Annotated in this window: 22 protein-coding genes; 5 read left to right on the forward strand and 17 right to left on the reverse strand. The window is 73.4% G+C overall.

Annotation, left to right across the window (positions count from 1 at the left end):
• The first annotated feature begins 38 nt into the window (after positions 1 to 38).
• The gene (locus ACH4C6_RS05275) at positions 39 to 821 is read left to right on the forward strand and encodes an LmbU family transcriptional regulator (RefSeq protein ID WP_398107162.1); all 783 of its coding nucleotides are present in this window, start codon (positions 39 to 41) and stop codon (positions 819 to 821) included.
• Between the two features lie 27 nt (positions 822 to 848).
• Here ACH4C6_RS05275 and ACH4C6_RS05280 read toward each other — a convergent pair whose 3' ends face one another.
• The gene (locus tag ACH4C6_RS05280; protein WP_398107163.1) at positions 849 to 1,493 is read right to left on the reverse strand and encodes an FMN-binding negative transcriptional regulator; all 645 of its coding nucleotides are present in this window, start codon (positions 1,491 to 1,493) and stop codon (positions 849 to 851) included.
• A 221-nt stretch (positions 1,494 to 1,714) separates the two neighbouring features.
• On the opposite strand from ACH4C6_RS05280, the gene ACH4C6_RS05285 reads away from it, so the two are divergent.
• Entirely contained in the window at positions 1,715 to 3,064 is a 1,350-nt protein-coding gene (locus ACH4C6_RS05285) for a lysine N(6)-hydroxylase/L-ornithine N(5)-oxygenase family protein (RefSeq protein ID WP_398107164.1), read from the forward strand.
• A gap of 139 nt (positions 3,065 to 3,203) precedes the next feature.
• Here ACH4C6_RS05285 and ACH4C6_RS05290 read toward each other — a convergent pair whose 3' ends face one another.
• The 14 genes from ACH4C6_RS05290 to ACH4C6_RS05355 all read right to left on the reverse strand — a co-directional run bounded on the left by ACH4C6_RS05290 (position 3,204) and on the right by ACH4C6_RS05355 (position 17,476).
• Positions 3,204 to 3,500 (reverse strand): hypothetical protein, encoded by a 297-nt coding sequence (locus ACH4C6_RS05290; protein ID WP_398107165.1) that lies wholly within the window; start codon positions 3,498 to 3,500, stop codon positions 3,204 to 3,206.
• Positions 3,501 to 3,579: 79 nt separating this feature from the next.
• Positions 3,580 to 4,035 carry a nuclear transport factor 2 family protein gene (locus ACH4C6_RS05295; protein ID WP_398107166.1) on the reverse strand — a complete coding sequence of 152 codons (456 nt, stop codon included), beginning with the start codon at positions 4,033 to 4,035 and terminating at the stop codon, positions 3,580 to 3,582.
• Between the two features lie 39 nt (positions 4,036 to 4,074).
• Positions 4,075 to 5,025 (reverse strand): aromatase/cyclase, encoded by a 951-nt coding sequence (locus ACH4C6_RS05300; RefSeq protein ID WP_398107167.1) that lies wholly within the window; start codon positions 5,023 to 5,025, stop codon positions 4,075 to 4,077.
• A gap of 55 nt (positions 5,026 to 5,080) precedes the next feature.
• On the reverse strand, positions 5,081 to 6,790 hold the full coding sequence (locus tag ACH4C6_RS05305) for an FAD-dependent oxidoreductase (RefSeq protein ID WP_398107168.1): 1,710 nt from the start codon (positions 6,788 to 6,790) through the stop codon (positions 5,081 to 5,083).
• On the reverse strand, positions 6,790 to 7,077 hold the full coding sequence (locus ACH4C6_RS05310) for an antibiotic biosynthesis monooxygenase family protein (protein WP_398107169.1): 288 nt from the start codon (positions 7,075 to 7,077) through the stop codon (positions 6,790 to 6,792). Before ACH4C6_RS05310 ends, ACH4C6_RS05305 begins: the two co-directional genes overlap by 1 nt.
• 36 nt (positions 7,078 to 7,113) lie before the next feature.
• On the reverse strand, positions 7,114 to 8,718 hold the full coding sequence (locus ACH4C6_RS05315) for a class I adenylate-forming enzyme family protein (protein WP_398107170.1): 1,605 nt from the start codon (positions 8,716 to 8,718) through the stop codon (positions 7,114 to 7,116).
• 242 nt (positions 8,719 to 8,960) lie between these two features.
• Positions 8,961 to 9,782 (reverse strand): BTAD domain-containing putative transcriptional regulator, encoded by an 822-nt coding sequence (locus ACH4C6_RS05320; protein WP_398107171.1) that lies wholly within the window; start codon positions 9,780 to 9,782, stop codon positions 8,961 to 8,963.
• Between the two features lie 189 nt (positions 9,783 to 9,971).
• On the reverse strand, positions 9,972 to 10,808 hold the full coding sequence (locus ACH4C6_RS05325; RefSeq protein WP_398107172.1) for a 4'-phosphopantetheinyl transferase family protein: 837 nt from the start codon (positions 10,806 to 10,808) through the stop codon (positions 9,972 to 9,974).
• A complete protein-coding gene (locus ACH4C6_RS05330; protein WP_398107173.1) occupies positions 10,805 to 12,538 on the reverse strand; it encodes a polyketide synthase in 1,734 nt (577 codons plus the stop codon). Before ACH4C6_RS05330 ends, ACH4C6_RS05325 begins: the two co-directional genes overlap by 4 nt.
• Before the next feature lie 15 nt (positions 12,539 to 12,553).
• Positions 12,554 to 13,324, reverse strand: coding sequence for an acyl carrier protein (locus ACH4C6_RS05335; RefSeq protein ID WP_398107174.1), 771 nt, complete (start codon positions 13,322 to 13,324; stop codon positions 12,554 to 12,556).
• A 140-nt stretch (positions 13,325 to 13,464) separates the two neighbouring features.
• Positions 13,465 to 14,109 carry a ScbR family autoregulator-binding transcription factor gene (locus ACH4C6_RS05340; protein WP_398107175.1) on the reverse strand — a complete coding sequence of 215 codons (645 nt, stop codon included), beginning with the start codon at positions 14,107 to 14,109 and terminating at the stop codon, positions 13,465 to 13,467.
• A gap of 49 nt (positions 14,110 to 14,158) precedes the next feature.
• Positions 14,159 to 14,986 (reverse strand): BTAD domain-containing putative transcriptional regulator, encoded by an 828-nt coding sequence (locus tag ACH4C6_RS05345; protein WP_369193150.1) that lies wholly within the window; start codon positions 14,984 to 14,986, stop codon positions 14,159 to 14,161.
• A gap of 227 nt (positions 14,987 to 15,213) precedes the next feature.
• Positions 15,214 to 15,807, reverse strand: a complete 594-nt coding sequence (locus ACH4C6_RS05350) for a ScbR family autoregulator-binding transcription factor (protein ID WP_398107176.1) — start codon at positions 15,805 to 15,807, stop codon at positions 15,214 to 15,216.
• Positions 15,808 to 15,883: 76 nt separating this feature from the next.
• Positions 15,884 to 17,476, reverse strand: a complete 1,593-nt coding sequence (locus tag ACH4C6_RS05355) for an acyl-CoA carboxylase subunit beta (RefSeq protein WP_398107177.1) — start codon at positions 17,474 to 17,476, stop codon at positions 15,884 to 15,886.
• 663 nt (positions 17,477 to 18,139) lie between these two features.
• On the opposite strand from ACH4C6_RS05355, the gene ACH4C6_RS05360 reads away from it, so the two are divergent.
• Positions 18,140 to 19,129 carry a ScbA/BarX family gamma-butyrolactone biosynthesis protein gene (locus tag ACH4C6_RS05360; RefSeq protein WP_398107178.1) on the forward strand — a complete coding sequence of 330 codons (990 nt, stop codon included), beginning with the start codon at positions 18,140 to 18,142 and terminating at the stop codon, positions 19,127 to 19,129.
• An 85-nt stretch (positions 19,130 to 19,214) separates the two neighbouring features.
• Here ACH4C6_RS05360 and ACH4C6_RS05365 read toward each other — a convergent pair whose 3' ends face one another.
• On the reverse strand, positions 19,215 to 20,069 hold the full coding sequence (locus tag ACH4C6_RS05365; RefSeq protein WP_398107913.1) for an NAD(P)H-binding protein: 855 nt from the start codon (positions 20,067 to 20,069) through the stop codon (positions 19,215 to 19,217).
• Between the two features lie 170 nt (positions 20,070 to 20,239).
• Here ACH4C6_RS05365 and ACH4C6_RS05370 point away from each other — a divergent pair, with 170 nt between their 5' ends.
• Entirely contained in the window at positions 20,240 to 20,908 is a 669-nt protein-coding gene (locus ACH4C6_RS05370; RefSeq protein WP_398107179.1) for a ScbR family autoregulator-binding transcription factor, read from the forward strand.
• Between the two features lie 157 nt (positions 20,909 to 21,065).
• On the opposite strand, the gene ACH4C6_RS05375 is transcribed toward ACH4C6_RS05370, so the two are convergent.
• A complete protein-coding gene (locus ACH4C6_RS05375) occupies positions 21,066 to 22,601 on the reverse strand; it encodes an FAD-dependent monooxygenase (protein WP_398107180.1) in 1,536 nt (511 codons plus the stop codon).
• 409 nt (positions 22,602 to 23,010) lie between these two features.
• On the opposite strand from ACH4C6_RS05375, the gene ACH4C6_RS05380 reads away from it, so the two are divergent.
• Positions 23,011 to 23,733, forward strand: coding sequence for a S1 family peptidase (locus ACH4C6_RS05380; RefSeq protein ID WP_398107181.1), 723 nt, complete (start codon positions 23,011 to 23,013; stop codon positions 23,731 to 23,733).
• The last annotated feature ends 169 nt before the right edge of the window (positions 23,734 to 23,902 follow it).

The raw sequence follows: 23,902 nt of genomic DNA on the forward strand, positions 1-23,902 counted from the left end.
AGAATTCTGGCCAGTCGAATGCACCTTCCCCTGGAGGCATGATGACGCGTCAGGCCGGTCGGACCGCCCCGCAGCCGCACAGCGGCCAGGCAGCCGCCCTCCCGCCCCGGCAGCCGCGAACGGCGGCGGCCGGGCCGCGCGGGGGCCAGGTGCTGACGACCAAGGTGGGCCTGCAGATGCCGTCGCGCATGGCCTTCGAGGAGTGGGAGCGGGCCGGACGCCAGCTCGCCGACGTCCTCGACTCGTCCTCGTGGTGGCTGGGCGACTGGCTGGTCTACGGCAAGGACCACTACACCGACCGCTACCAGCGCGGCATCCGCACCGCCGGCCTGTCGTACCAGACCCTGCGCAACTACGCCTGGGTGTCCCGCAGGTTCGAGCTCGGCCGGCGCCGGGCCGCCCTGAGCTTCCAGCACCACGCGGAGCTGGCCTCCCTGACGGTCGAGGAGCAGGACCGGTGGCTGGACCGCGCCGAGCGGGAGGAGTGGACCACCCGGCAGTTGCGCACCGCCGTCCGCGCCGAGCGCCACGGCGGTGGGCGGCCGGAGGGGTCCGCCGAGCCGATCCGGCGCCTGGAGGTGCGCGGCAGCCGGCTCCAGCGCTGGCACGCCGCCGCCGAGCAGCTCGGCGTCGACTTCGAGCAGTGGGTGACGACCGCGCTGGACAGCGCCGCCGCCAGCACCCTCGAGGACCTCGGCGTCCTCGAGGAGCGCGTGGAGCGTGCCGGACCCCCGGGCGTGCAGGTCCTGCGCGCGCCGGCCGCCGGCGGCTCCGCCGACGGGCGTGCCGGGCGGACCCGGCCGGTGGCCGTCGGCGCCTGAGCCCCGGGCGTCCGGGACCGCGGCGCGTCACGGCAGCCGGCTCATCAGCTCGGCGGTCTGCCGCTTGTAGGTGCACCCGCTCTGCCCGAACGACTCCCGTACCCGCTCCCGCACGTCGCCCGGCTGCTCCTGGCTGAGTTTGAACATGCCGTCGGCGCCGGTCACCGTGAAGCGGAAGGCCCCCACGGCGGGTACGATCTTGCGGAAGTAGCCGAGCGAGCCGGTCATGTCCCAGCCGTCGCCGAACGCCCCCTCGAAGGCGCGCACCGTGGACTCCACCACGCCCAGCGTCTCCTCCGTCGTCGTGATCTTCTCCACCGTGCCGCGGACGTGCACCGCGGTGAAGTTCCAGGTGGGGGCGGCCAGCGTCTTCCGGTACACCGTCGGTGAGACGTAGGAGTGCGGGCCGGTGAACGTCAGCAGCAGCACGCCGCCTTCGTCCAGCGCCGCCCAGTGCGGATTGGCCCGGTTCATGTGGCCGAGCAGCGTGGCGCCCCGCAGGTCGCCGGACCAGTCGGCCGACGTCTCGGGGTCGAAGATGACGGGCAGGTGCGTGGCGAACGGGCCGTCGCCCGCGCCGCCGTTGGACACGGCGAGTGCCAGGGGATTTCCACGGACCAGGTCCACCATCCAGGAACTGCCCGGTTCGCGGTAGAAGTCGGGAACGAACATCCGGAGCCACCCTTTCCTCAAGGCTTCTTCCGTCGGATTTCGAGAATCCGGGCCGACCGTAACGATGTCCCGCCGGCAGGACAACGCTTCCGGAAGTGCCGTCGCTCCAGCGAGACTCGAGCCGTCCTCCAGTTGCCTTCGAGATGTCGTCCGAGCCACACTGCACAGCGATGCCTCGGGCCGCCGGCCGAGTTTTCCAGACGCAATCGGGAGAATTTTCTATGGGCATAACGGGTAGCCGTGACCAAGAGATCTACGACCTGGTCGGAATCGGGTTCGGCCCGTCCAACCTGTCACTCGCGATCGCCCTGGAGGAGCATGGGGCGAGCGCTCCGCAACAGCCCGTCCGATTCCAATTCTTCGAACGCCAGCCGTCATTCGGCTGGCACCGGAACATGCTGCTGCCGTCGACGACGATGCAGATCTCGTTCCTCAAGGATCTGGCGACCTTCCGGAACCCGCTGTCCCGGTTCAGTTTCGTCTCCTATCTGCACGCCAAGAACCGGCTCGTGCAGTTCGTCAACAACCAGGACTTCTATCCGACCCGCCAGGAATTCCACCAGTACCTGGAGTGGGCGGCCGACGCATTTCGCGACCGGGTGGGCTACGGCACCGAGGTCACCTCGGTCCGGCCGGTCACCGACGGGTCGGCACCGCCCGAACTGCTGCGCGTCGAGGTGCGCACCGGTGACGGCACGACCCGCACGGTCACCGCGCGCAACGTGGTCGTCTCCACGGGCCTGGTGCCGCGGCTGCCCCAGGGCGTGACGGCCGACGACCGGGTCTGGCACAGCTCGGAGTTCCTCCGCAGGTTCCGCGCGCACGACCCGCGGGACCTCGGGAGCGTGGCGGTGGTCGGTGCCGGTCAGAGCGCGGCCGAGATCACCCGGTTCCTCCACGACGAGCTGCCGCACGCCGAGGTCCACGCGATCATCCCCTCGTACGGCTACTCCGTCGCCGACGACACCCCCTTCGCCAACCAGGTGTTCGACCCCGGCGCGGTGGACGCGTACTACTTCGGCACCGAGCAGGGCCGCGAGGCGTTCTGGCGCTACCACCGCAACACCAACTACTCGGTGGTCGACGCCGACGTCATCCGGGCCCTGTACCAGCGGGTGTACGACGAGGAGGTGCGCGGTGTGCGGCGGTTGCACGTCCGCAACCTGACCCGGGTGTCGGAGGTGAAGCGGCGGGACAACGAGACACGGGTGACGCTGTGCTCGGTGCTGGACGAGCACACCGAGGAACTCGCCGTGGACGCCCTGGTGTTCGCCAGCGGGTACGACGGCCTGGATCCGGCCCGGCTGCTCGGTGACTTCGACCGGCACTTTCTGCGCGACGCGTCCGGCCGGCACCGGGTGGAGCGCGACTACCGCCTCGTCTCGTCCACGGCTCTGGCGTGCGGCGTCTATCTGCAGGGCGGGACCGAGCACACCCACGGCCTGTCGTCGGCGCTGCTGTCGAACATCGCGGTGCGCAGCGGGGAGATCGCCGATTCGGTCGTCCTGCGGCGCGCGGAGCGGGAACTGGGGCACAGCCAGCCACTGGAGGAAGCGTCCCCGGTCGCGTGAGGCGGACGCCGGCGTCGTGCGCCGCGGCCCCGGTGCTGGTCACAGCGCCGGGGCCACGCTCGACACCGGCGGGCGCCGGTCCGCGCACCCGGGGCGTCCCGCGTGGGCCCGTGTCAACTCATCGACATGTCGGCCGAGTTCACCGCTGTGTCGCACCGCCGTCGCCGCCGGGCGGATGCTCGGTGCCGTACACCGCCAGGAACGCGGTCAGACCGCACACGCCGGCGCCCGGACCGAGGGCGGCCAGCGGCACGTCCCGTCCGAGCCGGCGCACCAGCGTGCGGTGCGTCCGCAGGGCGGCGGCGGCCAGTTCGCCCGCCGGGTCACGGTCCCGGCCGGTGCCCTGCCCGGTCATCGCCAGCGCCTCCGCCCGCGCCCTGGAGGCGATCTCGTCCGTGCCCGGCTGCGCTGCCCGGTGTGCTCCGACGTCCGGCATGGCTGCCTCCTCGCTGTCCGCTGTGCTCGGTCCGGGTACGCGCCCGCTCCCGTGGCCGGGATGGGTCGGTGCGCGCGGTTCAGTCCAGGTCGTCGCGGGTCACCCGGCGGTGCGCGATGCGCCAGCGGCTGCCGGTGCGCACCAGGACGTCCTCCACGACGCACACCGCCAGCACGCGGGAAGCCCCGCCGGGCGCGGTGACGTACGTCAGGGCCGAGCAGCGGGTGCGCAGCGACCCGTCGGCCCGGGGCCGTACGTCGAGCCTGCCGACGAAGTGGTCCAGGCGTCCGCCGGCCCGTCGCTGCCGTTGCGCCCCGGCGCGCGCCCAGCGGCGGAGCTCGGCCCGTGCGGGCGCCGGGCCGGGACGGCCGGGCAATTCGAGGACGGCGTCCTCGGTGAAGGTGTCCGCCCAGCGCTCGGTGTCGTGCGTGTCGAGGATCCGCATCTCCCGGTGGTAGAAGTGCTGCGCCTGCGCGTACAGGGCGGCGAAGTGCCGCTCGGGGAAGGTGGCGGTGTCTGTCAGCTCGACGGTCATGGCGTGCTGCCTCCACGTGGGTCCCGGCTCCGGCCGTCGTCACCCCTGCCGGGTCAGGCGTTCGGCGTGCTGCCTGGCCAGGTGGAGGGTCGCGGTGGAGTTGCGTCCGAGGGCCTCGCGCACGTGGCGGCGGGCCTGTGCGAGGTCCGCGCCCCGGCCCAGGACCCGTTCCACGGCCTCCTCGCGCAGCACGACGCTGTGCTGGGCGACGGCCGTCACCCCGTCCGCGTCGGGGACGATGTTCCACTCCCCCGTGTGCGCTGCCATCAGGGCGGGCGTCGCGGTCTGCTTGTAGACGATGCGCCCGGCGTGCGGGAAGCAGATGCGCACCGACTCGGTGGTGTGGGCGGACCCGTCCGCGGTCAGGGTGTCCATCGACATGAGCTGCACCCCGGGGACGTCCTCGGTCACCTCCAGCCGTCGCACGTGCGGCACCAGCGCGGGCCACTGGTCGACCCGGTGGAGGAAGTCGTAGACGTGCTCGGCCGGCGCCTCGATGCGTACGGCGTCCTCGAAGGACAGCACGAGGTCGTCCAGGAGCCGCCACCGCTCGGCGAGCGAGCCGATGCTCGCCATCTGCGCCTCGGCGTTGGCGGCGAGACGCCGCTCCACCCAGGCCGCGTCGCCGGGGGCGTGCACGGTGTAGTCGTGGCGCAGCGTCAGCAGGCTGGACTGGTCCGGCCGTTCCTCGACGATCCACAGCCCGTTCATCGCCGTCACCGGGAGCTGGGGGTGGGTCTGCCGGAATTCCACGCTCCGCGTCCCGGGGTCCAGGGCGCGCTCGGAGATCCAGGACCTGACCCGGCCTTCGGCCGTCGCCCACATCCGCAGCCGTTCGGCGGCGCCGTCGAACTCCAGCCGCTCCACGTGCACGTTCTCGGGGAAGAACAACGGCCACTGCCGCGCGTCCGCGATCAGCCCGTAGACGACGCCGGCCGGGGCGTCCACCCGGGCCGAGTGGGAGGTGCGGTGCATCTGGTCAGCCGCCACCTTCGGTACCTCTTCTCTTCGTGTCCGTCGAGTACTTCGGCAGTGGGGGCGGGGGTCAGGACGCGACCGGTCCGCCGTGCGCGCCGGGGATGGGGGCCGTGGCGGGGACGGGGTGCCGGGCTTCAGGACCCAGCGGGGCCAGCGCCCGGTCCAGCGCGGGCCGGGTGAGGTCCTCGCCGCGTGCCGCGACGTAGCCGTCGGGGCGTACCAGCAGCCAGGAGCCGGGTGCGAGGCCGAGCGCGGACCGCAGCCGGGCGTCGGGGTCGGCCAGCGGGGCGGGTCCGTCGGTGCGGGTGCCGGTCACCGTCCGCACCGACAGCCACGCGCCGTACCGGACGGCCGCGTCGAGGCTCACGGCGGTGGTCCCGCCGCCCGCTCCGGGGCCCCCCGCGACGTGCAGCAGCGTCCAGCGCGGGTCGCGCAGTTCCTCGTGCAGCGCCCGGCAGCCCGGCGAGGAGGGGTGGTGCACTGCGGCCTCGGTGATCCGCCGGCCGGGCGCGGGCCCGGGGGCCGGGACGGTCGCGGAGACCGCCGCGTTGCCCGTGCCCGTCAGGTGCCGGCGCCGAGCGGCGGTGGTCAGAGGGGAGCCGGGGTACGCGATGCGCAGGCCGGACATGCCGCCCAGGACCTTGCGCTGGACGGCGCGGCGCAGCGCGGGCACGGAGCGCACGACGCCGAGGACGAGCGGCAGCGCGGCCGACGCGAACAAATTCTTCAGCTGGACGAGGAAGGTCGCGGTCCGGGTGGAACCCAGCAGGGCCTCACCGATCGGCACGCGTTCCTCGCTGTAGGTGTCGAGCAGGCCGCGACCGGCGTGGCCGCGATCGACCTGGGCGAGCTTCCAGGCGAGGTTGTACGCCTCCTGCACGCCGGTGTTCATGCCCTGCCCGGAAGCCGGACTGTGCACGTGGGCGGCGTCGCCCGCGACGAACACGCGGCCGTCGTGCATCCGCCGGACCATGCGCTGCTGGAAGGTGAACACGGACGTCCACTCGGGCTCACCGACCCGGACCGCGCGTCCGAGGCCCTTGGACAGCTTCGCCGCGAGGTGCGCGGTGCCGCCCTCGGGCACGGGTGCGGTGTCCAGCAGCCGCCAGTGCCCGTCGCGGGCGTAGGGCACCATCATCAGGGCGTGCCCGCCGGTGTGGGTCCAGTAGATGGTGTCGGGCGGCAGGTCGCTCACCACGGGCGCGTCGGCGAGCATCCACGTCTCGCTGGACTCGCCCAGCAGTTCCAGGCCGAGCTGTCTGCGCACGGTGCTGTGGCCGCCGTCGCAGCCGACCAGCCAGGAGGTCCGCACGCTCTCGTGCGTGCCGTCGGCCCGGCGCAGCCGGACGCTCACCCCGTCACCGTCCTGCTCGAAGCCGGTGAGCCGCACGCCCCACTCGACGGCGACGCCGAGGCGGGCCAGGGCCCGGCGCAGGACGGCCTCGGTGTCGGTCTGCGGGACGATCAGCGTGTACGGGTAGGACGTCGGCATCGTCGTGTAGTCGGCCTCCAGGCGCACCAGGCGCCGTCCGCCGGAGTACATCGTGAAGGCGCGGTTGCGCCGCCCCCGCGCCAGCAGGTCGTCGACCAGGCCCATCTGCGCGAACGTCTCCAGGGTCCGGGGGTGCACGGCCACGGCCCGGCTGGTCGGCGCGGGCCCGGGCGCGGCGTCGACGAGCCGCACCGTCACGCCCCTGCGGGCGAGTTCGTGCGCGGCGGTCAGGCCGACGGGACCCGCGCCGACGACGACGGCCCGCGGCCGGTCGCGGCCGGGCATCAGGCACTCTCCTCGACGATCTCGTACAGGGCCGGGTCGGGTGTGGCCAGCGGGCCCAGGCCCTGGACCAGGGACTGGAACTCCTCGCTGCGCACGGCCCTGCGGTGGGCCCCGGCGTCCTTCCACACGGCGAGTTCGAGGAAGACGTTGGGCTCACCGGCGTGACGCAGCGTCAGATGGCTGACGTAGCCGGGCTGGGCGGACATGTAGGAGGTGAGCCGTCCCTTGACGGCGAGGAAGGCGTCGATGTCGCCGTGCACGGTCAGCTTGTTGACGAAGGTCACCATGGTCTGCTCCTCGGGAGGGGGTGGGCGACGGCCGGGTCAGCAGGCGGCCTGCTGCGCGAGCCTGCGGCGCACCAGGCGCCGGGCGGGCTTGCCGTTGGGGGTGCGGGGCACGGCGTCCAGCGCCTCGGTCAGCCGGATCCGCTCGAAGTGGGCGAGGTGCTCGTTGGCGCGGGCGGTGATCGAGTCGAGGACGTCGAGGACCTCGTGGGTGTCGCCGGATCCGGGGGTGTCGCCGGATCCCGGGGTGTCGCGCAGCACGATGCCCGCCCAGACGAGCCCGCCGTGGGTGTCGTCGGGCCAGTCGGCGACCAGGCAGTCGGCGACCCGCGGATCGGTGGCGAGGATCTCCTCGATCCGGCTGGGCGAGACGATCTCGTTGTCGTACTTGAAGATGTCGTCGGCCCGGTCGACCAGCCGCAGCGCTCCGTCGCCGTCGATGTAGCCGATGTCGCCGGTGGAGAACCAGCCGTCCGCGTCGGTGCGGGCGGGGGTGTCCTCACCGAGGTAGCCGGCCATCAGCTGCGGGCCTTTGACCTGGACCTCCCCGGTCGACCAGACGTCGACCGGGCGGCGGGTGGCCGGGTCGACCAGTCGGCACCGGGTGCCGGGCACCGGGACGCCGACCGCTCCGGGCCGGTCCAGGCCGGGCCGCTGGCAGTGGGTGAGCGGGGACAGTTCGGCCATGCCGTAGCCCTGGATCACCGGTACCCGCAGCAGGTCGCGCAGTGTGGTGGCGGCGTCGGGGCGCAGCCGTGAGCCGCCGGAGAGGACGGCGGTGAGCCGGGAGCCGCCCCGGGCAGGCGGCGGCGTGCCGGGCAGGCGGTCGTCGGCTGCCAGGCGGTGCAGTCGTGCGGGCAGCCCGTAGTAGTGGGTGGCGCCGGTGCCCGCGGCCACGGCGAGCGAGACCAGCGGGTCGGGATCGGTGCACAGCACCTGGCAGGCGCCCGCGGACAGGGCCGAGTTGAGGTGCATCACGTGGTACAGCGGCAGGTGGTTCACGGTGACCGAGTCGCTGCCCAGCAGGTGGGCGAGCGCGGTCTGCCGCGCGTTGGCGACCACGTTGCGGTGGGTGAGCCGCACTCCTCTGGGGCGGCCGGTGGTCCCCGTGGTGAACTGCACGCAGGCGACGTCGTCCAGGTCGGCGGGCGGCCGGCCGCCGGTGGCGGGCGCCTCCTCGAGGGCGGTGTGCAACGCCACGCAGCCGGGTGGCACCAGTGCCGCCGGGGAATCGGTCACGGCGATGGTGGCGAGCGAGGGCAGCAGGCGCCGCATCTTCGCCAGCGAGCCCGCGGTCGCCGCCGGGACCAGCGCCAGCTCGGCACCGGAGGCGGCGCACACGTGCCGCAGTCCGTCCTCCCCCATCAGCGGGTTGACCAGGACCACCGTCGCGCCGGCGCCGATCACGCCGTGGTAGGCGGCGGCGAAGACGGGGTCGAGGACGTTGGCGACGGCGACCCGGGCGCCGGGGCGGCCGCCGGTGGCCTGCGCCACGAACGCGGCGATCCGCTCGGCCCGGACGGCCAGTTCGCCGAAGGTCAGGGCCTCGTGGGCGGTGCGCAGGGCGAGTCGGTGCGGATGGCGCTCGGCTGCCGTGCGCAGCAGCCCGTCCACCGGAAGCTCGGGGTAGGTGAAGTCGGGCACGGCTCGTTCTCCTCCGGGGCTCGGCGGGGGCGGCGCGTGCACCGCTCGGCACCACTCACGGTCTGCCGAAGCACTTGAGGAATGTTCGAAGAGTGCTCGATCTGTGCCGGGGCCGGCGGGGCCGGCGGCCGACCGGGACCACGGCTCCCGCCGGCGGCCCGCCCCACCCGACGCCGAACCCGGGCCCGTCCCGCGGATCCGGCGTCCCCGAGGCCCGCACCGCGGGCCGGGCCGCGCCCGGGTCAGGCGGCGAACAGGTTGAAGGTGGAGGTGCGGCGCTCTCCGCAGACCTGGTCGAGTGCCGGGTCGACGGTGAGCATCGCCTGGTGCAGCCGTTGCAGCTGCGGCGAGGGCTCGACGCCCAGTTCCTCGATCAGCCGGCCGCGCAGCCGCCGGTAGACGTCCAGCGCGGTGGCCTGCCGGCCCGAGCGGTACAGCGCCACCATGGCCTGCGAGTGCAGGCCCTCGTGCTGCGGGTGACGGGCCACCAGGTCCGTCAGCTCCGCGATGAGTTCGGCGTGCCGGCCGAGCCGGAGGTCGGCGTCGATACGGCGCTCCACGGTGCCCAGGCGGCTCTCCTCGAGCCGCAGCACCTCGATCTCCAGGATCGGCCCCACGCGGACGTCCACCAGCGCCGGTCCCTGCCACATGGCCAGCGCGTCCCGGAACAGCCCGGCGGCCCGGGCGTCGTCGCCCTCCTCGAACGCGCTCTGACCGGCGGTCGCCAGTTGCTCGTAGCGGTGCACGTCGACGCTCTCGGGCGGGATCTGGAGCAGGTACCCGCCGTGCCGGGTGGCCAGCACCTCCTTGGCGGTGCCGGGGGCGTCCGGGCCCATGGCGGTACCGAGGCGGCGGCGCAGCTGAAGGATGTACGTCTGCATGGTCGTCATGGCGCTCTGGGGCATGTCGGTGCCCCAGATCTCCTCCATGAGCGTGGGCACGGTCATGACCCGGCCCGGGTAGAAGGCGAGCAGGGCGAGGAGCTGCCTCGGTTTGCCCGCGGTCGGGACGATCGAGATCCCGTTGACGTCGGCGCTCAATGGACCCAGAACCTGTATCTCCACAGTTTCCTCCCCGTACCGGTTGAGTGGGTGGTTCCACTCGTGGCTGGAAGCCGTCGGCCGTGTAGCACGCTAGCTCGGTTCGGGGCGCGCGCCCCGTAATCTCCACCCGCGTTCGAGCGACCTTCCACAGGTGGCCTTCCGACCTGGGGCCGGCCCGTTCGAACGCCGGGCGCGGCTCCGGGTCACCTCTCACACCGGTACGGCCACGGGCTCGGGCAGGGGCACCAGCCGCGGCGCGGCGCGGCCCCAGGGGAAGCCGTGGTGGAGCTGGAGGACGGGCGGCGCCCCGGGGCCGGCCAGGACGGCCACGGCGGCCACCACGTCGGGCACCGGCTCCAGCTCCACGAAGCGCCACCAGCGTTCGTGGTCGTTGCCGGGCGGCCGGAATCCGGTCACCCCGCGGTCCTCGGCGAGCGTGAAGGAGAACGAGTCGAAGGGCAGCCCGAGACCCAGTCCGCGTGCCTTGGAGTACGCCTCCTTCAGGGTCCACAGCCGCAGTGCCCTCCGGTCGCGCGGCCGGCCCGGCGCGGCCCGGGCCACCCAGTGGCGTTCCTCCGCGGCGAAGGTCTCCACGATGGTGTCCAGGCCCTTGTCGCCGCGGTCGAGCCGCTCCACGTCGACGCCGATACGGTGGCGCCGCACCACGCCGACCAGGTTGTGGCCCTGGGAGTGGGAGAGGTTGAAGTCCAGTTCGCGTCCTCCCCGGGGCAGTCCCTCCGGCGGCTTCTGCAGGAACGGCCGGCCGCGCGAGGAGCGCCAGATCACCGCCTCGGGCTCCGGCACCCCGCTCTCCAGGGCCAGCACCCGCCGTACGAGGGTGTGGGCGACGAGGTACTGGCGCCGGTCCCGTTCGAAGAGAAACCTTCCTGCAATCTCCTGCTCGTGCTCGTCCAGCCAGTGCGTGGCCAGGGTGGCCGCGATGCCCGGCGCCAGTTCCTCGTTCGGGCAGAACCACAGCTTCACCGTCTCGTCCGGCGGCCCCGGGAGGCCGGGGGGGTGCTGCGACGCCGTGGGCGTGGGGGTCATCCGGTGCGCTCCCCCGCGTCCAGCCACAGGGCTCGCCGCAGGAACACCGACGGCGGGGGCAGCGCCGGCCCACCCGCCGCCGGGCCCTCCAGCGCGGCCCAGTCGGGGTCGACGCCGCTCAGCCACAGCCGGGTGAGCTGTTCGATCCGCCCGCTGCGCCAGAGCGCGGCGAGGTAGTCACGGGTCTCGGGGGCCTGACCCAGGTGCAGTGGGTCGGCGCCGTCGCGCAGATCGGCATGGCGCAGGCCCCCGCCGGCCTTGCCAACGTCGGCGAACGCCCTCAGCGCGGCGAGCAGTTCGGGCACATCGGCGGCCAGGACGGCGATCCGGCAGGGCAGGGCGGCCCGCCCGGCCCGCAGGTGCCGCGCGACCTGGGCGAGCAGCGGGGCGCCGGCGTCCTGCCCGGGTGCCTCCAGCCAGTCGGCCAGCCGGGCGGCGCCGGCCACGAGGTGTGCGGGGGTGGGCGCGGACAGCAGGACGAGCTGCTCCGTGCCGTCCGCCTCCGCCGGTGCCGGGGCGGGCGGGGGCAAGAACTCCTCGACGACCGCCCCGGCGACGAGCCCGTCGCCGTCGTCCACCTCGACCGTGGCGGCACGCGGCAGGTCGCGCCCGTGCTCGTCCCGGGCCCGCTGCCACGGCACGGGCTCCTCCCCCGGCCCGGCCGGGGCGATCACCCCGTGCCGCGCCTGGAGCACGGCGGCGGTCAGACCCGCGATGCCCAGGGCCGCGCCGGCGTCACCGACGTCCCGGGCGAGCGTGGCGCGGGTGACGCGCGGCCGGAAGCCACCGGCCCCGCGGGGGATGTCGTCACCCACGGGGTGGCGGGAGGCGGCGGGCCGGTAGGCGCTGTAGGTGTCGCGGACGACGGCGTGCACCCGGTCCCCGTCACGCAGCGCCCGGTCGAGCCGCTTGAGCACCACGGCGCCCACTCCTTCCCCGGCGCCGTCACCGGCCCGCGAGGGGTGCAGCAGCAGTTCGACGCCGCCGGCGACGGCCGCCGCGCACTCACCGCGCTCCAGCGACGCGACGGCCAGGTGGACGGCGGTGAGGGCCGAGCAGGCGCCGGTGTCGACCGCCTGCCCCGGCCCGCTCAGCCCCAGCATCGCCGCGAGTCTGCCGGGCGGGCTCCCGTGGGAACCGCGGGGCATCTCGCGCAGACCGCGCCCCCGGCCCTCGGCGGCGAGCAGCGCGTAGTCCGCGGAGCCGACGCCGGCGAAGAAGCCGACGGCGCGCGGCACGCCGCCCGGACCGGTCAGGGCGTCCAGCCGGGCCCCGGTGCAGCCGGCGTCCTCCAGAGCCAGCCAGGCGCTCTCCAGCAGCAGCCGGGCCTGGGGGTCGAGCAGGGCGCCCTCGCGGGGCGTGAGGCCGAAGAACGCGGCGTCGAACTGCTCGACGCCGTCCAGGAAGTGGCCGCGCCGTCCCGCAGCGAGCACGGACGGGCCGGGTCGGTCGGGGGGCGCGCCGCGGGCGGTGTCGCGGCCGGCGCACAGGTTCTCGAACAGGGCGTGCGGGTCGTCGGCCAGGGGATAGCGTCCGGCGAGGCCGACGACGGCGTACCGGCCGTCCGTGGCAGGTGGGCCGGGGGGCGCCGGTACGTTGGCGCGCGGCCGCTCGGGCGGCTTCCGGGCCGCCGCGAGCGCCGGGGTCGCCGCGCCGGCCAGCAGTCGAGTGGCCTGCGCGCGGTCCAGCGTGCCGGCCTTGAAGCGGGTGAGTATCTCGCGTTCGTCCATGGGTGTTCTGTCCGTTCAGGGCCCGGGGCGCAGCAGGCCGAGCGCGTCGTCGACGGAGATCCGGTCCTCGCGCACGGCGTCGAGGAGCGCTTCGAGACCCATGACGCCGCCTCGCGGGGCTGCTTCGGGCAGGGCTGCCGGGGCGGGCAGGACGGCTGGCGCGGGCCGGCGGGTCGCGGTGCCCGCGGCCGTGGCGGAGACGACGTGCGCGGCCAGGGCGGCCAGGTCCGGGTGGTCGTAGAGGGTGACGGCGCGCTCGTGCAGGCCGTAGATGTCGTTGATCGTGGACACGAACTGCGCGCCCACGATGGAGTCCACACCCAGGACGTTGAAGGGGGCACCGGGGTCGATGTCCCAGGGGTCGCAGCACAGGATGCGGGCGAGTTCCTCGCGCAGCACGTCCAGCACCGCTCCTGCGGCGGGCACGGGTGCCCTCGCCGGGGCGGGCACGGATGCCGTCGCCATGGCGGGCGCGGCCGGGTGGGTGACGGGCTCCTCGAAGGGCGCGTCACCGGGCAGCCCTCGCTCCCGGGCGACGTGCCGGGCCAGTTCGAGCAGCGTGGGGTGGTCGAAGAGCGCGTCCGGTTTGACCGCCGTGCCGTAGCGGGCGTTGACGGTGGCGACGAACTCGACGGTGAGCAGCGAGTCCAGGCCGAGCGACCTGAAGGTCTGCGTGACGTCGATCCGTTCACTCCTCAGACGCAGCACGGTGGCGAGCATGACCACGAGGTCCTGCATCAGATCGGTGGACACCTCGCCGGGGGATGTGGCGCTGTGGTCGGGCATGACTTGACTCCAGGGGTCCGTCCGTCCCGGCCGGCCGACGACGGAAACAGGGAAGAGGGGAGTGGGGCCGCGGACGGTTGCCGCGCGAGGTGCGGCGCGGGTGCCTGTCCGGTCCGCGAGGAAGGGATGCCGCCCGCCGCTCAGGCGACCGGGGTGAGCTGGGCGGCCAGCGCCGAGGCGCGGACGTCGTAGCGGCCGGTGTCCCCGGCCGGGACCAGGGCCGTCAGCAGCGGATCCCACAACGCCGCGACTCTGCGGCGCAGTTCGGGACGCGAGAGCCCGGTGCCGGACAGCACGCCGATGCCGCACACCGCCGCCGACGTCAGTGCCTCGGGACCGTCCGGGCGGAGGTGTTCGTGCAGATGGCCGGCCTCGCGGGCGAGGCCGACGAGCTGGAGCACCTCGGTGATCCAGACCTGGTGGAAGTCGGTGACGGGCGGTTGCCGCCCGCTGCGTTCGCTGGTGATGCGGAAGCTGGCGCGGATCACCGGATCCTCGTGGAGCACCCAGGCCAGCCAGTGCGTCAGGTCGATCAGCGCCTGCACCGGCGCCGCCCCGGCCTCCTGCCGGCCCTGGACGAAGTCGCGCAGCAGGATCCGGCCCTGCTCCTGGACGGCGTCGGCCAGTCCTTCCTTGGAGGCGAAGTGGAAGTACAGCGCCCCCTTGGTCAGTCCGGCCTCCTGGGCGATCTGCCCCAGTGTGGCGCTGGCGTAGCCGTTGCGGTCGAACGCGTGCGCACCTGCCCGGACGAGCCTGTGCCGCGTCCGTCGTGACCTGGCCTGCATCGCGGGCCCCTCTCCTCGACTGCGGAGCTGATGGCGGCCGGCTGCGGGGTCAGCCGACCCGGCTGAGCCGCTCGCCGCCGGCCGGAGCGAGCAGGGCCGACTCGGGCCCGGCCATGAGGATCGAGCGCTGCATCCGGCGCAGCCCGGCGGAGGGTTCGAGGCCCAACTCCCGCACCAGGGCGGTGCGCAGCCGGGCATAGACGTCGAGAGCCTCGCTGCGGCGGCCGGAGCGGTGCAGCGCCAGCATGAGCTGCCCGTGCAGGGTCTCGTGGGTGCGGTAGCGGCTGACCAGGACGGTCAGCTCGCCGAGCAGTTCACGGTGGCGGCCCAGCCGCAGGTCGGCCTCGATGCGCTGGTCGAGGGCGCACAGCCGGGTCTCCTCCAGCCGCCGGGTCTCCATCTCCAGCTGCGCGCCGGTGTGCACGTCGGCGAGCGCGGAGCCGGTCCACAGCGACAGCGCGTCGCGCAACTGCCGGGCCGCGCCGGTGAAGTCGCCCGCGTCCATGGCCCGGTACCCGGTGCCGGCCAGCCGCTCGAACTCGCGGACGTCGCTGGCACCGCCCCGGGTGTGGAGGAGGTAGCCCCCCGGCGAGGTGACGAGCACGTCCTTGGCGGTGCGCGCCGGGGCTCCTTCCGCGTCACGGGCGACAGCGGCCGAGATCATCTCGCGCAGCTGCAGTACGTAGGTCTGCAGGGTGGTGCGCGCACTGCGCGGGGGCTGCCCGCCCCACAGTTCCTCGATCAGCGTGGCGACGGGCACCACCTGGTCGGCGTGCAGGGCGAGCAGCGCCAGCACCTGGCGCGGTTTGGGTGCCGTCGGGGTGACCGAGACCCCGTTCTCCCTGACGTCGAGTGCGCCCAGTACTGCGATGTCCATGTCGTCTCCCCTGTCCCGCTACCGGGCTCCCAGTAAAAAACGGGGCGGATGGTTTGTCAATACCAAACCATCCGCGCTGTTTTTTTCCTTCGAGCCGCTCCACCGGCACTCGACAGCCGCTTGAGCTGGCCTTCTCCGAGCGAGGCGAGCGGTCAGCGCGTGCACGGACACCGCTGCGGAGCTGCACGTACGCACGAAGATCCGAATAGCAGACCGTCTGGACTGTTTCAGGAGACGTCTCGACCGTGCCCCGTCAGCCGGGGCAGGAGGACGTCCCACAGCCGTGTCACCGTCTCGGGCGACAACCACGCCCGGTCGGTGCCGCCCAGCACCTCGAGGCCGACGGTGGCGGCCACGACGGCGACGACGGCGTCGCCGGCCGAGACCCCTTCGCCGAGATGGCCGTCCTCCTCGGCCTGGCGCAGCACGTGCTCCACCCAGCGCTGCCATTCGAGCCGCAGCACCGGCTCCCGCCCCCCGAGCGGATCGTCGGAGAGCCCGAACCCGGCCCGTACGACGACGTCGTGCCCGATCCGGTCCATCAACCGGTGGGTGCCCTCGACCAGCGTCTGGAGCGGGCCGACGTCCCGGGCTCCGGCGTCCCGCACGATCTGCCGCACGGTGTCGAGCGCCTGCGCCATGACGGCCTGCGTCAGCGCCTGCTTGTTCGGGAAGTGGAAGTGCAGGGCGCCGTTGCTCACCCCCGCTTGCCGGCTGATCGTCGTCAGCGAGGCGCGCGCGAAGCCCTCCTGCGCGAACACTTCGGCTCCGGCACGGATCAGAGCCTGGCGGGTACGGGCCGCTCGCTCCTGCTTGACCATCAATCGTCTCCTGCCTCCGGTGCACGGGTGGCGCTCCGGGGCGGAGGGCCTGCCGTGCACCGCGTCGTTCGTCGGTTCACTGCGGCGGGTTGCCGTGCTTGCGGGAGGGCAGGTCGGCGTGCTTGGCCCGCAGCATCGCAAGGGCGCCGACGAGGACCCCGCGGGTCTCCGCGGGGTCGATGACGTCGTCGACCAGGCCGCGTTCGGCCGCGTAGTAGGGGTGCATCAGCTCGGACTTGTACTCCTTGACCACCTTCTGTCGCACGGCCTCGGGGTCGTCCGCCTCGGCGATCCGGCGCCGGAAGATGACGTTGGCCGCGCCCTCGGCGCCCATGACCGCGATCTCGTTCGTCGGCCAGGCGTAGGTGAGGTCGGCGCCGATGGACTGGCTGTCCATGACGATGTAGGCGCCACCGTAGGCCTTGCGCAGGATCAGCGAGACCCGGGGCACGGTGGCGTTGCAGTAGGCGTACAGCAGCTTCGCGCCGTGCCGGATGATCCCGCCGTGCTCCTGGCCCACGCCGGGCAGGAAGCCGGGGACGTCCACCAGCGTCACGAGCGGGACGTTGAAGGAGTCGCACCACTGCACGAAGCGGGCCGCCTTCTCGGAGGCCTCGATGTCCAGCACCCCGGCCAGCGCCTGCGGCTGGTTGGCGACGATGCCGACCACCTGCCCGTCCAGCCGCGCCAGCGCGCAGATGATGTTGCGCGCCCAGCGCTCGTGGACCTCCAGGTACTCGCCGTCGTCGACGATCTCCTCGATCACCGTGCACATGTCGTAGGGCTGATGACCGTCGGCCGGCACCAGCCGCGTCAGCGCCTCGCACCGGCGGTCCGCGGGGTCCGCGCAGGGCACCGGCGGCGGGGCGGTCCGGTTGTTCTGCGGGAGCAGGGAGAGGAGGTAGCGGACCTCGGCGATGCAGGTCTCTTCGTCGTCGTAGGCGAAGTGGCAGACGCCGGAGGTCTCGGCGTGGACGTCGGCGCCGCCCAGGCCGTTCTGGGTGATCTCCTCGCCGGTGACCGCCTTGACCACGTCGGGGCCGGTGATGAACATCTGCGAGGTGTCGCGGACCATGAAGACGAAGTCCGTCAGGGCGGGGCTGTAGGCCGCACCGCCTGCGCACGGACCGAGCATGACGCTGATCTGCGGGATGACACCCGAGGCCTTGGTGTTGCGCTGGAAGATGCCGCCGTAGCCGGCCAGCGCCGAGACGCCCTCCTGGATACGGGCGCCCGCGCCGTCGTTCAGCGAGACCAGGGGCGCACCGGCCGCGATGGCCATGTCCATGATCTTGTGGATCTTCGTGGCGTGGGCCTCGCCCAGCGCGCCGCCGAAGATACGGAAGTCGTGCGCGTAGACGAAGACCGTGCGGCCCTCGACCGCGCCCCAGCCGGTGATCACACCGTCGGTGTAGGGCTTCTTCGTCTCCAGCCCGAAGCCCGTCGCCCGGTGCCGGCGCAGCTGCTCGACCTCACGGAAGGACTCCGGGTCCAGGAGAAGTTCGATGCGCTCGCGCGCGGTCAGCTTGCCCTTGGCGTGCTGCGCCTCGGTCGCCTTCTCGCTCGGTCCGGCCACCGCCTGCGCACGGATCTCGTGCAGTTCAGCCACGCGTCCGCGCGCGTCGGCCGGCCCTGGCCTGCTCGGTACGGGGGCAGTCCTCGTCACCATGTCTGGTCCCTCCCCGGGACAGGCCGAAGCGGCCCCCGCCCGGCTCTCGGAAATCTTAACAAACCGAATGCGCGGTTTCTATATGGCGGTCGTTGCGCCGAGCAGGTCACGGCGTCCGTGCCGGACAGCCGGGCGCCGCGCGGCCCGCCGACCGCGCCCAGCGGACACCCGCACCGCTCACGAGTTGCACCCCCGCCCCCGCCAACACCCCCGCGACGTGGGACGACGCCACAGTCGGACCAGTCGGCCCGACCTGGCCCACTCGTCGGCACCCCACGCGAAGCGGCACCTCGATCCACCCCCTCGACCACCCCTCCCCCGGGGCTGACGACAAGGCTGAACCAGGGCGCTCAAGGACGGCTCCGGACCCGCTCGAGAGCCGGCCTCCCGGTCCGTTCACATCGGACCGCTGGCCGAAAACATGCGGCAGGTGAACCGGCCGCCACTCCCTCCGCCCAACTCGGCTCCGTGAAACCCCTGTTCACGGAGCCATGACCCCTGCGCGGCCCGCGGAAGGGTACTCAACGAGAACAAGCCGTTCACCGGACTCCCTAGCCGGAATGCTTCGTACCGCTAGAAACTAAACCGGGTGGTATGTATCTTCGCAGACCTGAGCGGCCCTCCACAGCAACGTCACACTCATGCGGCCCACGGGGAGAAGACATGTCCGCGAGCACGTTCCACGTCGCACACCCGGCACCCGGCACCCGAAGCGGCGAGGGCGACGGCACGACGCCGGTGTGCGTCTTCGTCCCGCGCTTCCCGTCCCTGACCACCACCGTGCCGAAGGAACTCGTGCACCGCGCCAGCGTCTGCGAGGTCATGCTCACCGACTGGGCGCGCGTCGACGACGAGCACTTCACCCTCGCCGCCCAGTGGCCGCGCGGGCACAGCTTCTTCATGAAGGTGGACGGCTGCCACGACCCGCTGATCGCCGCCGAAACCATCCGCCAGGCCGGTATTCTTCTGGCGCACGCCGAGTTCGGCGTCCCGCTCGGCCACCACTTCCTGGTGAGCGACCTGAGCGTCCACGTCGATCCCGAGCACCTGCGCGTCGAGCGGACCCCCGCCACGCTGGAGCTCCAGGTCACCTGCACGGAGGTGAAGCGGCGCGGCGACAAACTGCTGGGCTTCCGCATCTCCGTGCAGATCCGCCGCGACGGCCGGCTCGCCGCCACCGGCGGCGGCTCGCTCACCTGCATCACGCCCCGGGTCTACCAGCGGCTGCGCGCCGGCCGCCTGGGTGCGGACGGCATGCCGCAGGTCATCCAGCTCACCGCGCCGGAGGCCCCGCAGGTCGTGGGGCGCACCTCCCCCACGGACGTCGTGCTCTCCCCGATCGGGGAGGCGAACCGCTGGCAGCTGCGCGTGGACACCCGCCACCCCGTGCTGTTCGACCACATGGTCGACCACGTGCCCGGCATGGTGCTGATGGAGGCGGCCCGCCAGGCGGCCACCGCCACCCTGGGCCGCACCGCTCTTCCCCTGGACGTCATCAGCGAGTTCACCCGCTACGTCGAACTGGACGCCCCCTGCACCGTCGAGGCGCAGCACCTGCGCACCTCGGAGGACGGGGAGTCGGTGCTGGTGACCGCCCATCAGGGCGGTGAGCAGGTGTTCCGCTGCACGGTCCGCTTCCCGGCCACCGACTGAGCGGCCCGGCCGCGCGACTCGCCCGGGTCGCACCGCGCGCTCGCCGGTGCGTCCGGGCGGCTCATCGTTCCGGGTTCGCCCTCCCTCACCCGGGAACGGGGGCGAAGGCCTCCAGGTGGTCACGGGCCCACGCGCGGAACGTCGTCGCCGGGCGCCCGAGCAGCGCGGCGAGCGCCCCGTCCACCCGGGCCTTGGCACCCGCGCGCTGGCGTTCCGCGCTGGCCAGCAAAGCCTCGACCACCGGCCGCGGATAGCGCAGGGCCAGCCCGGCCCGGGCCTGTTGCGGGCTGAGTTCCTCGAACCTGAGCGGCACGCCGAGCAGCCGGCCGAGCTGGCGCGCCTGCTCCACCGGCGCGATGGCCTCGGGGCCGGTGAGCGTGTAGGCGCGCCCCTCGTGCCCCTCCTCGGTGAGGACGCGCACCGCGGCCCCGGCGATGTCCCGGGGATCCACACACGGACTGGCGGACCTCCCGTTCAGCGCGCGTACGACGCCCTCGCCGCGCACCGACGCCGCCCAGGACAGGCAGTTGGACATGAACGCCCGCGGCCGCAGCAGCGTCCACTCCAGACCGCAACCGCGCAGGGCCTCCTCACTGGCCCGCTGCCAGCGAGTGATCAGGTCCTGGGCGCGGTCGTCGAGCACGGCCGCGGCCGAGAGCTTCACCACCCGCTGCACGCCGGCGTCGCGCGCCGCCCGGAGGAAGCGCTCGTCGTGCCGCCCCTCGACCGCGGCGGTGACGAGGAAGGCCGTCCGGACCCCCGTCAGCGCCCGCTCCAGCGAGCGGGTGTCCGTGTAGTCCCCGGCGACCGTCTCGATCCGGCGGCCCGCGGCGGCGACGCGCCCGGGTTCCCTCGCCATGGCCCGCACGTCCGTCCCGGCCGGCAGGCGGCGCAGCAGCTCCCGCCCCACCGTGCCCGTGGCCCCCGTCACCAGGATCACCGCGAGTCCCCCCTCGTCGCGTACGTCCTCGTCGCGTCGGTGCACGGCTTTGCGGAGTCTTTCCACCTGGTGACGTCCAGGGGGCTGCGCGAAGCCGCTTCGGCTGTAATATACATACTGGACGGTTTTTTCTCAGGGGTCTCCGGGCTCATCGAATGGAGGAGGCCGAAGTGGCGAAGCAGGACCGGGCGATCCGGACACGGCAGACGATCCTGTCGGCGGCGGCGAAGGTCTTCGAGGAGCGCGGCTACCAGGCGGCGACGATCAGCGAGATCATCACCATGGCGGGGGTCACGAAGGGGGCGCTGTACTTCCACTTCCCCTCCAAGGAGCACCTGGCCGAAGGGGTGCTGACCGAGCAGGACCAGACCCTGCCCGTCCCCGACCGCCCCTTCAAGGTCCAGCAGCTCGTGGACACGGTGGTGCTGCACGCGCACCGTCTCCAGACCGACCCGATGGTGCGCGCCGGGGTGCGTCTCACCCTCGACCAGCAGGCGCAGGGACTGGACCGCAGCGGCCCCTTCGTGCGCTGGAGCGAGGTGGGCAACGAACTGCTGGAGAAGGCCCAGGCGCAGGGCGAGTTGCTCGACCACGTCAACCCGGGCGAGACCGCCGACGTCCTGGTGGGGTCCTTCGCCGGCATACAGGCCATGTCCCAGGCGGTGTGCGAGTACCAGGACCTGCCCGGCCGGGTCAGCTCCCTGCTGCGGCACGTCCTGCCCAGCGCGGTGATCCCCTCCGTGCTGGCCTCCGTGGACATCACCGAGGACCGCGGCGCCCGGGTGCACGCGGAGCTGCTGGCCCGCGCCGCCCGGCAGGAGAGCGCAGCCGTCGGCTGACGGCCGGGGCCGGCCCGTCGGCCCCCGGTCCGCGCTCCGCGGCTCGCCCGTCCGGCCCGGCGGCCGCAGCCCGGGGGCGATGCGGCGCGCCACCGCCCGCCCCCGGCCCCGGCGCGTCGGCGCGGAGAGCGTATGGCCCGGCACCCGGCGGTGCCCTTCAGCCGAGGGCCGGGGCGAGCGCACCGGTCCCCGCCGCGCGTCCTGCCGTCCCCGTGGCGATGCCGAAGTAGGCGGTCAGGGCGGACCGCAGGGCGCCACCGCCCGCCGCCCAGGCGATGTAGCCGTCGGGCCGCACCAGGAGCGCCTCGCAGGGCAGCCCCGGAGCCGGCTCCGCGTGCACCACGCGCAGCATCCCGGCCCATCCGCGCGCCTGCCCGGCGTAGGTGTCACCGGCCGCGCCCAGGAGCAGCAGCAGCGGCCGGCCCGCGATCAGCAGGTCGATCACATCCGTCCGCCCCTGCCGGGTGGTCAGGCCCACGTTGTGCAGGAACCTTCCTTCCCACGGTGAGGCATCCCGGGCCCGCGCCGGCAGCACGGTGTCCTGCGCACTGACCATCGACGCCAGCGCGCCGCCCGCCCCCTGCCCGCCCAGGAGCTCGCCGAACAGGGCCCGCAGCGGGTCGAGTTCGGCAGCGGGACGCATCAGGGCGAGCTGCGCGCGCGTATGGTCGATGACCCGCTGGGCGGCGGGCCGGCGCTCCCGGTCGTAGCTGTCCAGCAGCCCCTCGCCGGCCTTGCCGCGCACCGTCAGCGCCAGCTTCCAGCCGAGGTCGACCGCGTCCAGCAGGCCGGTGCTCAGCCCTTGCCCGCCGATCGGGAAATGCACGTGCGCCGCGTCGCCCGCCAGCAGGATCCGTCCCTTGCGGTAGGAGCGGGACAGCCGCGCGAAGTCGCTGAACCTGCTCAGCCACTTCGGCGCCCGCATCGGCACGTCCCGCGCGACGATCCGGGACACCTCGCCGCGCAACTCCTGCAGGGTCGGTGGCCGGTGCCGCTCGTCGTGGGCACCGGCGCAGTCCAGGGTCCGCAGCCGCGTCCCGCCGTCCGGGAGGTGCTTGGCGACGATCCAGCCGCGCCGGGTGCGCCGCCACCCCTCCTCCAGTTGTCCGGGCTCCTCCAGCAGGACGTCACCCGCCAGCGCGGACACCGTCGCCGGATACGTCCGGCAGGCGAATCCGGCCTGCTCGCGGACGACGCTGCGTGCCCCGTCCGCTCCGACCAGGTACTCCGCCGTGCACGTCACCGCGCCGTCCGGGCCGTCGGCCGTCACGCGCACGCCGTCCGGGCCCTGCCGCAGCCCGGTCACCCGGTGCCCGCGCAGGATGAGGGCCCCCGCGGCCCGCGCACGTTCCTCGAAGTGGTGCTCCAGCTCCTGCTGCGTCCGCTTCAGCACGGGCTCCGGCTCGGCCGCCGGTGCCGAGATGCCCAGCCCCGCCATCCCCGCGAAGTGGAAGGCGCTCGTCGCCGGTTCCGCGCCGTCGTCGGAGTGCGAGAGCCCTTCCAAGTAGCCGCGCCGGACGAGGCACTGGACCGTCCGGGCGTGCAGGGTCGTCGCCCTGGGCCGCCCGGACACCGCGGTGCCGGCCTCCACGACCACGGTGGACACCCCGTAGCCCGCCAGTTCGCACGCCAGCACCATCCCCACCGGCCCGCCGCCGGCGATCACCACCTGCGCCTGTATGCAGTCCGCCATTTCCAGATCTCCCCCTGTCGTCGACGGAACCTGAACGCGTGAAGCGACCACCCCGGGGCTCCGGCCCAGGGGTGAACGTCCATCCCGCTCAGTCGCACGAGCACCGCGAAATATACCGGTCGGCCGGTTCTTTGTAACGCCTACGGACCACGGAACTACGCAGAGATGCGAAGCGCCGGACATCCGACCGACGCGGCGTCCGACGAAGGTCCGCAGGTAGGGGCGGGCATAACACCGCGTTATCGCCAAGTGCTGCTACCGCCGTTCAACGATCCTCCGTGATTCTGGGCCACGTCCACGACGAACCGGTGCCCCACGAGGGCGAGTTCGTCATGGCGGCCCCCCGAGTGGGGGCCGACGACCCCCACACCCGCACGCCCACCCGGCGTGTCCACTGAATCGAGGAACCTTGCGCATATCAAGGCTCATGCCCGCCTTTGCCGCCGCAGCGGTCAGCGTCCTCGCACTCCTCTCCCCGAACGCCGCCGCGGCACAGGCCCCGGTGCCTGCGGTCACCAAGGCCCCGCAGCCCATCATCGGTGGCTCCTACGCGAGCAGCGGCCCCTGGGCCGCGCGGCTGTTCTCGAACGGCAGGGAGACCTGTTCGGCGACGATCATCGCCCCGACGTGGATCCTCACCGCCAAGCACTGTGTCACCGGCGGCGGGCTGTCGTTCCGCATCGGCAGCCTGGACCAGCACAGCGGCGGCACCGTGGCCAACGGCGTCCAGACCTACACCCACAGTGCGGACCTGGCGCTCGTCCGCCTCGACCGTTCCGTGTCGGCGACCTACGCACGACTGGGTCAGCCCGGCACCGTGCGGGTGGGCCAGAGCGTGCAGGTGTACGGCTGGGGCGCCACCTCCCAGTGCGGCTCCGAGGCCACCTGCCAGTCGCGCTACCTCAAGGTCGCCAACGTCACGGTCACCGGCGGCTGCTCGGACGCCTACGGCGGTTCCGCCATCTGCGCCCGCCGGGGCGACGGCATCACCGCCGGCGGCGACTCGGGCGGCCCGATGATGGCGAACGGGGTCCAGGTCGGGGTGGCCTCCACCAGCGACCGCCAGACGACCACCGCCTACACCAACGTGACGGCGTACCGCTCCTGGATCCAGTCGGTCGCGGGCGTCTGAGCCGTACCGCCCCGCCTGTTCTGCGCATCGGGTCCCGCATCACGTCGTGGTGCGGGACCCGTCCTCGTTCCCGGGCGGGGGGCGGTTATATTCGAGCCCGCATTCGACATCCGACCTACAGGGCTGGCGTGCACACAGCAGAGGAACGTACCGAGGACGCTGAAGCGGT

The sequence above is a fragment of the Streptomyces sp. NPDC017943 genome, assembly GCF_044328425.1.
Taxonomy (GTDB): Bacteria; Actinomycetota; Actinomycetes; order Streptomycetales; family Streptomycetaceae; genus Streptomyces; species Streptomyces djakartensis_A.

Coding starts and splice junctions, on each gene's coding strand:
- ACH4C6_RS05275 (WP_398107162.1), top strand. CDS start 39: ATGATGACGCGTCAGGCCGGTCGGACCGCCCCGCAGCCGCACAGCGGC.
- ACH4C6_RS05280 (WP_398107163.1), bottom strand. CDS start 1,493: ATGTTCGTTCCCGACTTCTACCGCGAACCGGGCAGTTCCTGGATGGTG.
- ACH4C6_RS05285 (WP_398107164.1), top strand. CDS start 1,715: ATGGGCATAACGGGTAGCCGTGACCAAGAGATCTACGACCTGGTCGGA.
- ACH4C6_RS05290 (WP_398107165.1), bottom strand. CDS start 3,500: ATGCCGGACGTCGGAGCACACCGGGCAGCGCAGCCGGGCACGGACGAG.
- ACH4C6_RS05295 (WP_398107166.1), bottom strand. CDS start 4,035: ATGACCGTCGAGCTGACAGACACCGCCACCTTCCCCGAGCGGCACTTC.
- ACH4C6_RS05305 (WP_398107168.1), bottom strand. CDS start 6,790: ATGCCCGGCCGCGACCGGCCGCGGGCCGTCGTCGTCGGCGCGGGTCCC.
- ACH4C6_RS05310 (WP_398107169.1), bottom strand. CDS start 7,077: ATGGTGACCTTCGTCAACAAGCTGACCGTGCACGGCGACATCGACGCC.
- ACH4C6_RS05325 (WP_398107172.1), bottom strand. CDS start 10,808: ATGACCCCCACGCCCACGGCGTCGCAGCACCCCCCCGGCCTCCCGGGG.
- ACH4C6_RS05330 (WP_398107173.1), bottom strand. CDS start 12,538: ATGGACGAACGCGAGATACTCACCCGCTTCAAGGCCGGCACGCTGGAC.
- ACH4C6_RS05335 (WP_398107174.1), bottom strand. CDS start 13,324: ATGCCCGACCACAGCGCCACATCCCCCGGCGAGGTGTCCACCGATCTG.
- ACH4C6_RS05340 (WP_398107175.1), bottom strand. CDS start 14,109: ATGCAGGCCAGGTCACGACGGACGCGGCACAGGCTCGTCCGGGCAGGT.
- ACH4C6_RS05345 (WP_369193150.1), bottom strand. CDS start 14,986: ATGGACATCGCAGTACTGGGCGCACTCGACGTCAGGGAGAACGGGGTC.
- ACH4C6_RS05350 (WP_398107176.1), bottom strand. CDS start 15,807: ATGGTCAAGCAGGAGCGAGCGGCCCGTACCCGCCAGGCTCTGATCCGT.
- ACH4C6_RS05355 (WP_398107177.1), bottom strand. CDS start 17,476: ATGGTGACGAGGACTGCCCCCGTACCGAGCAGGCCAGGGCCGGCCGAC.
- ACH4C6_RS05360 (WP_398107178.1), top strand. CDS start 18,140: ATGTCCGCGAGCACGTTCCACGTCGCACACCCGGCACCCGGCACCCGA.
- ACH4C6_RS05375 (WP_398107180.1), bottom strand. CDS start 22,601: ATGGCGGACTGCATACAGGCGCAGGTGGTGATCGCCGGCGGCGGGCCG.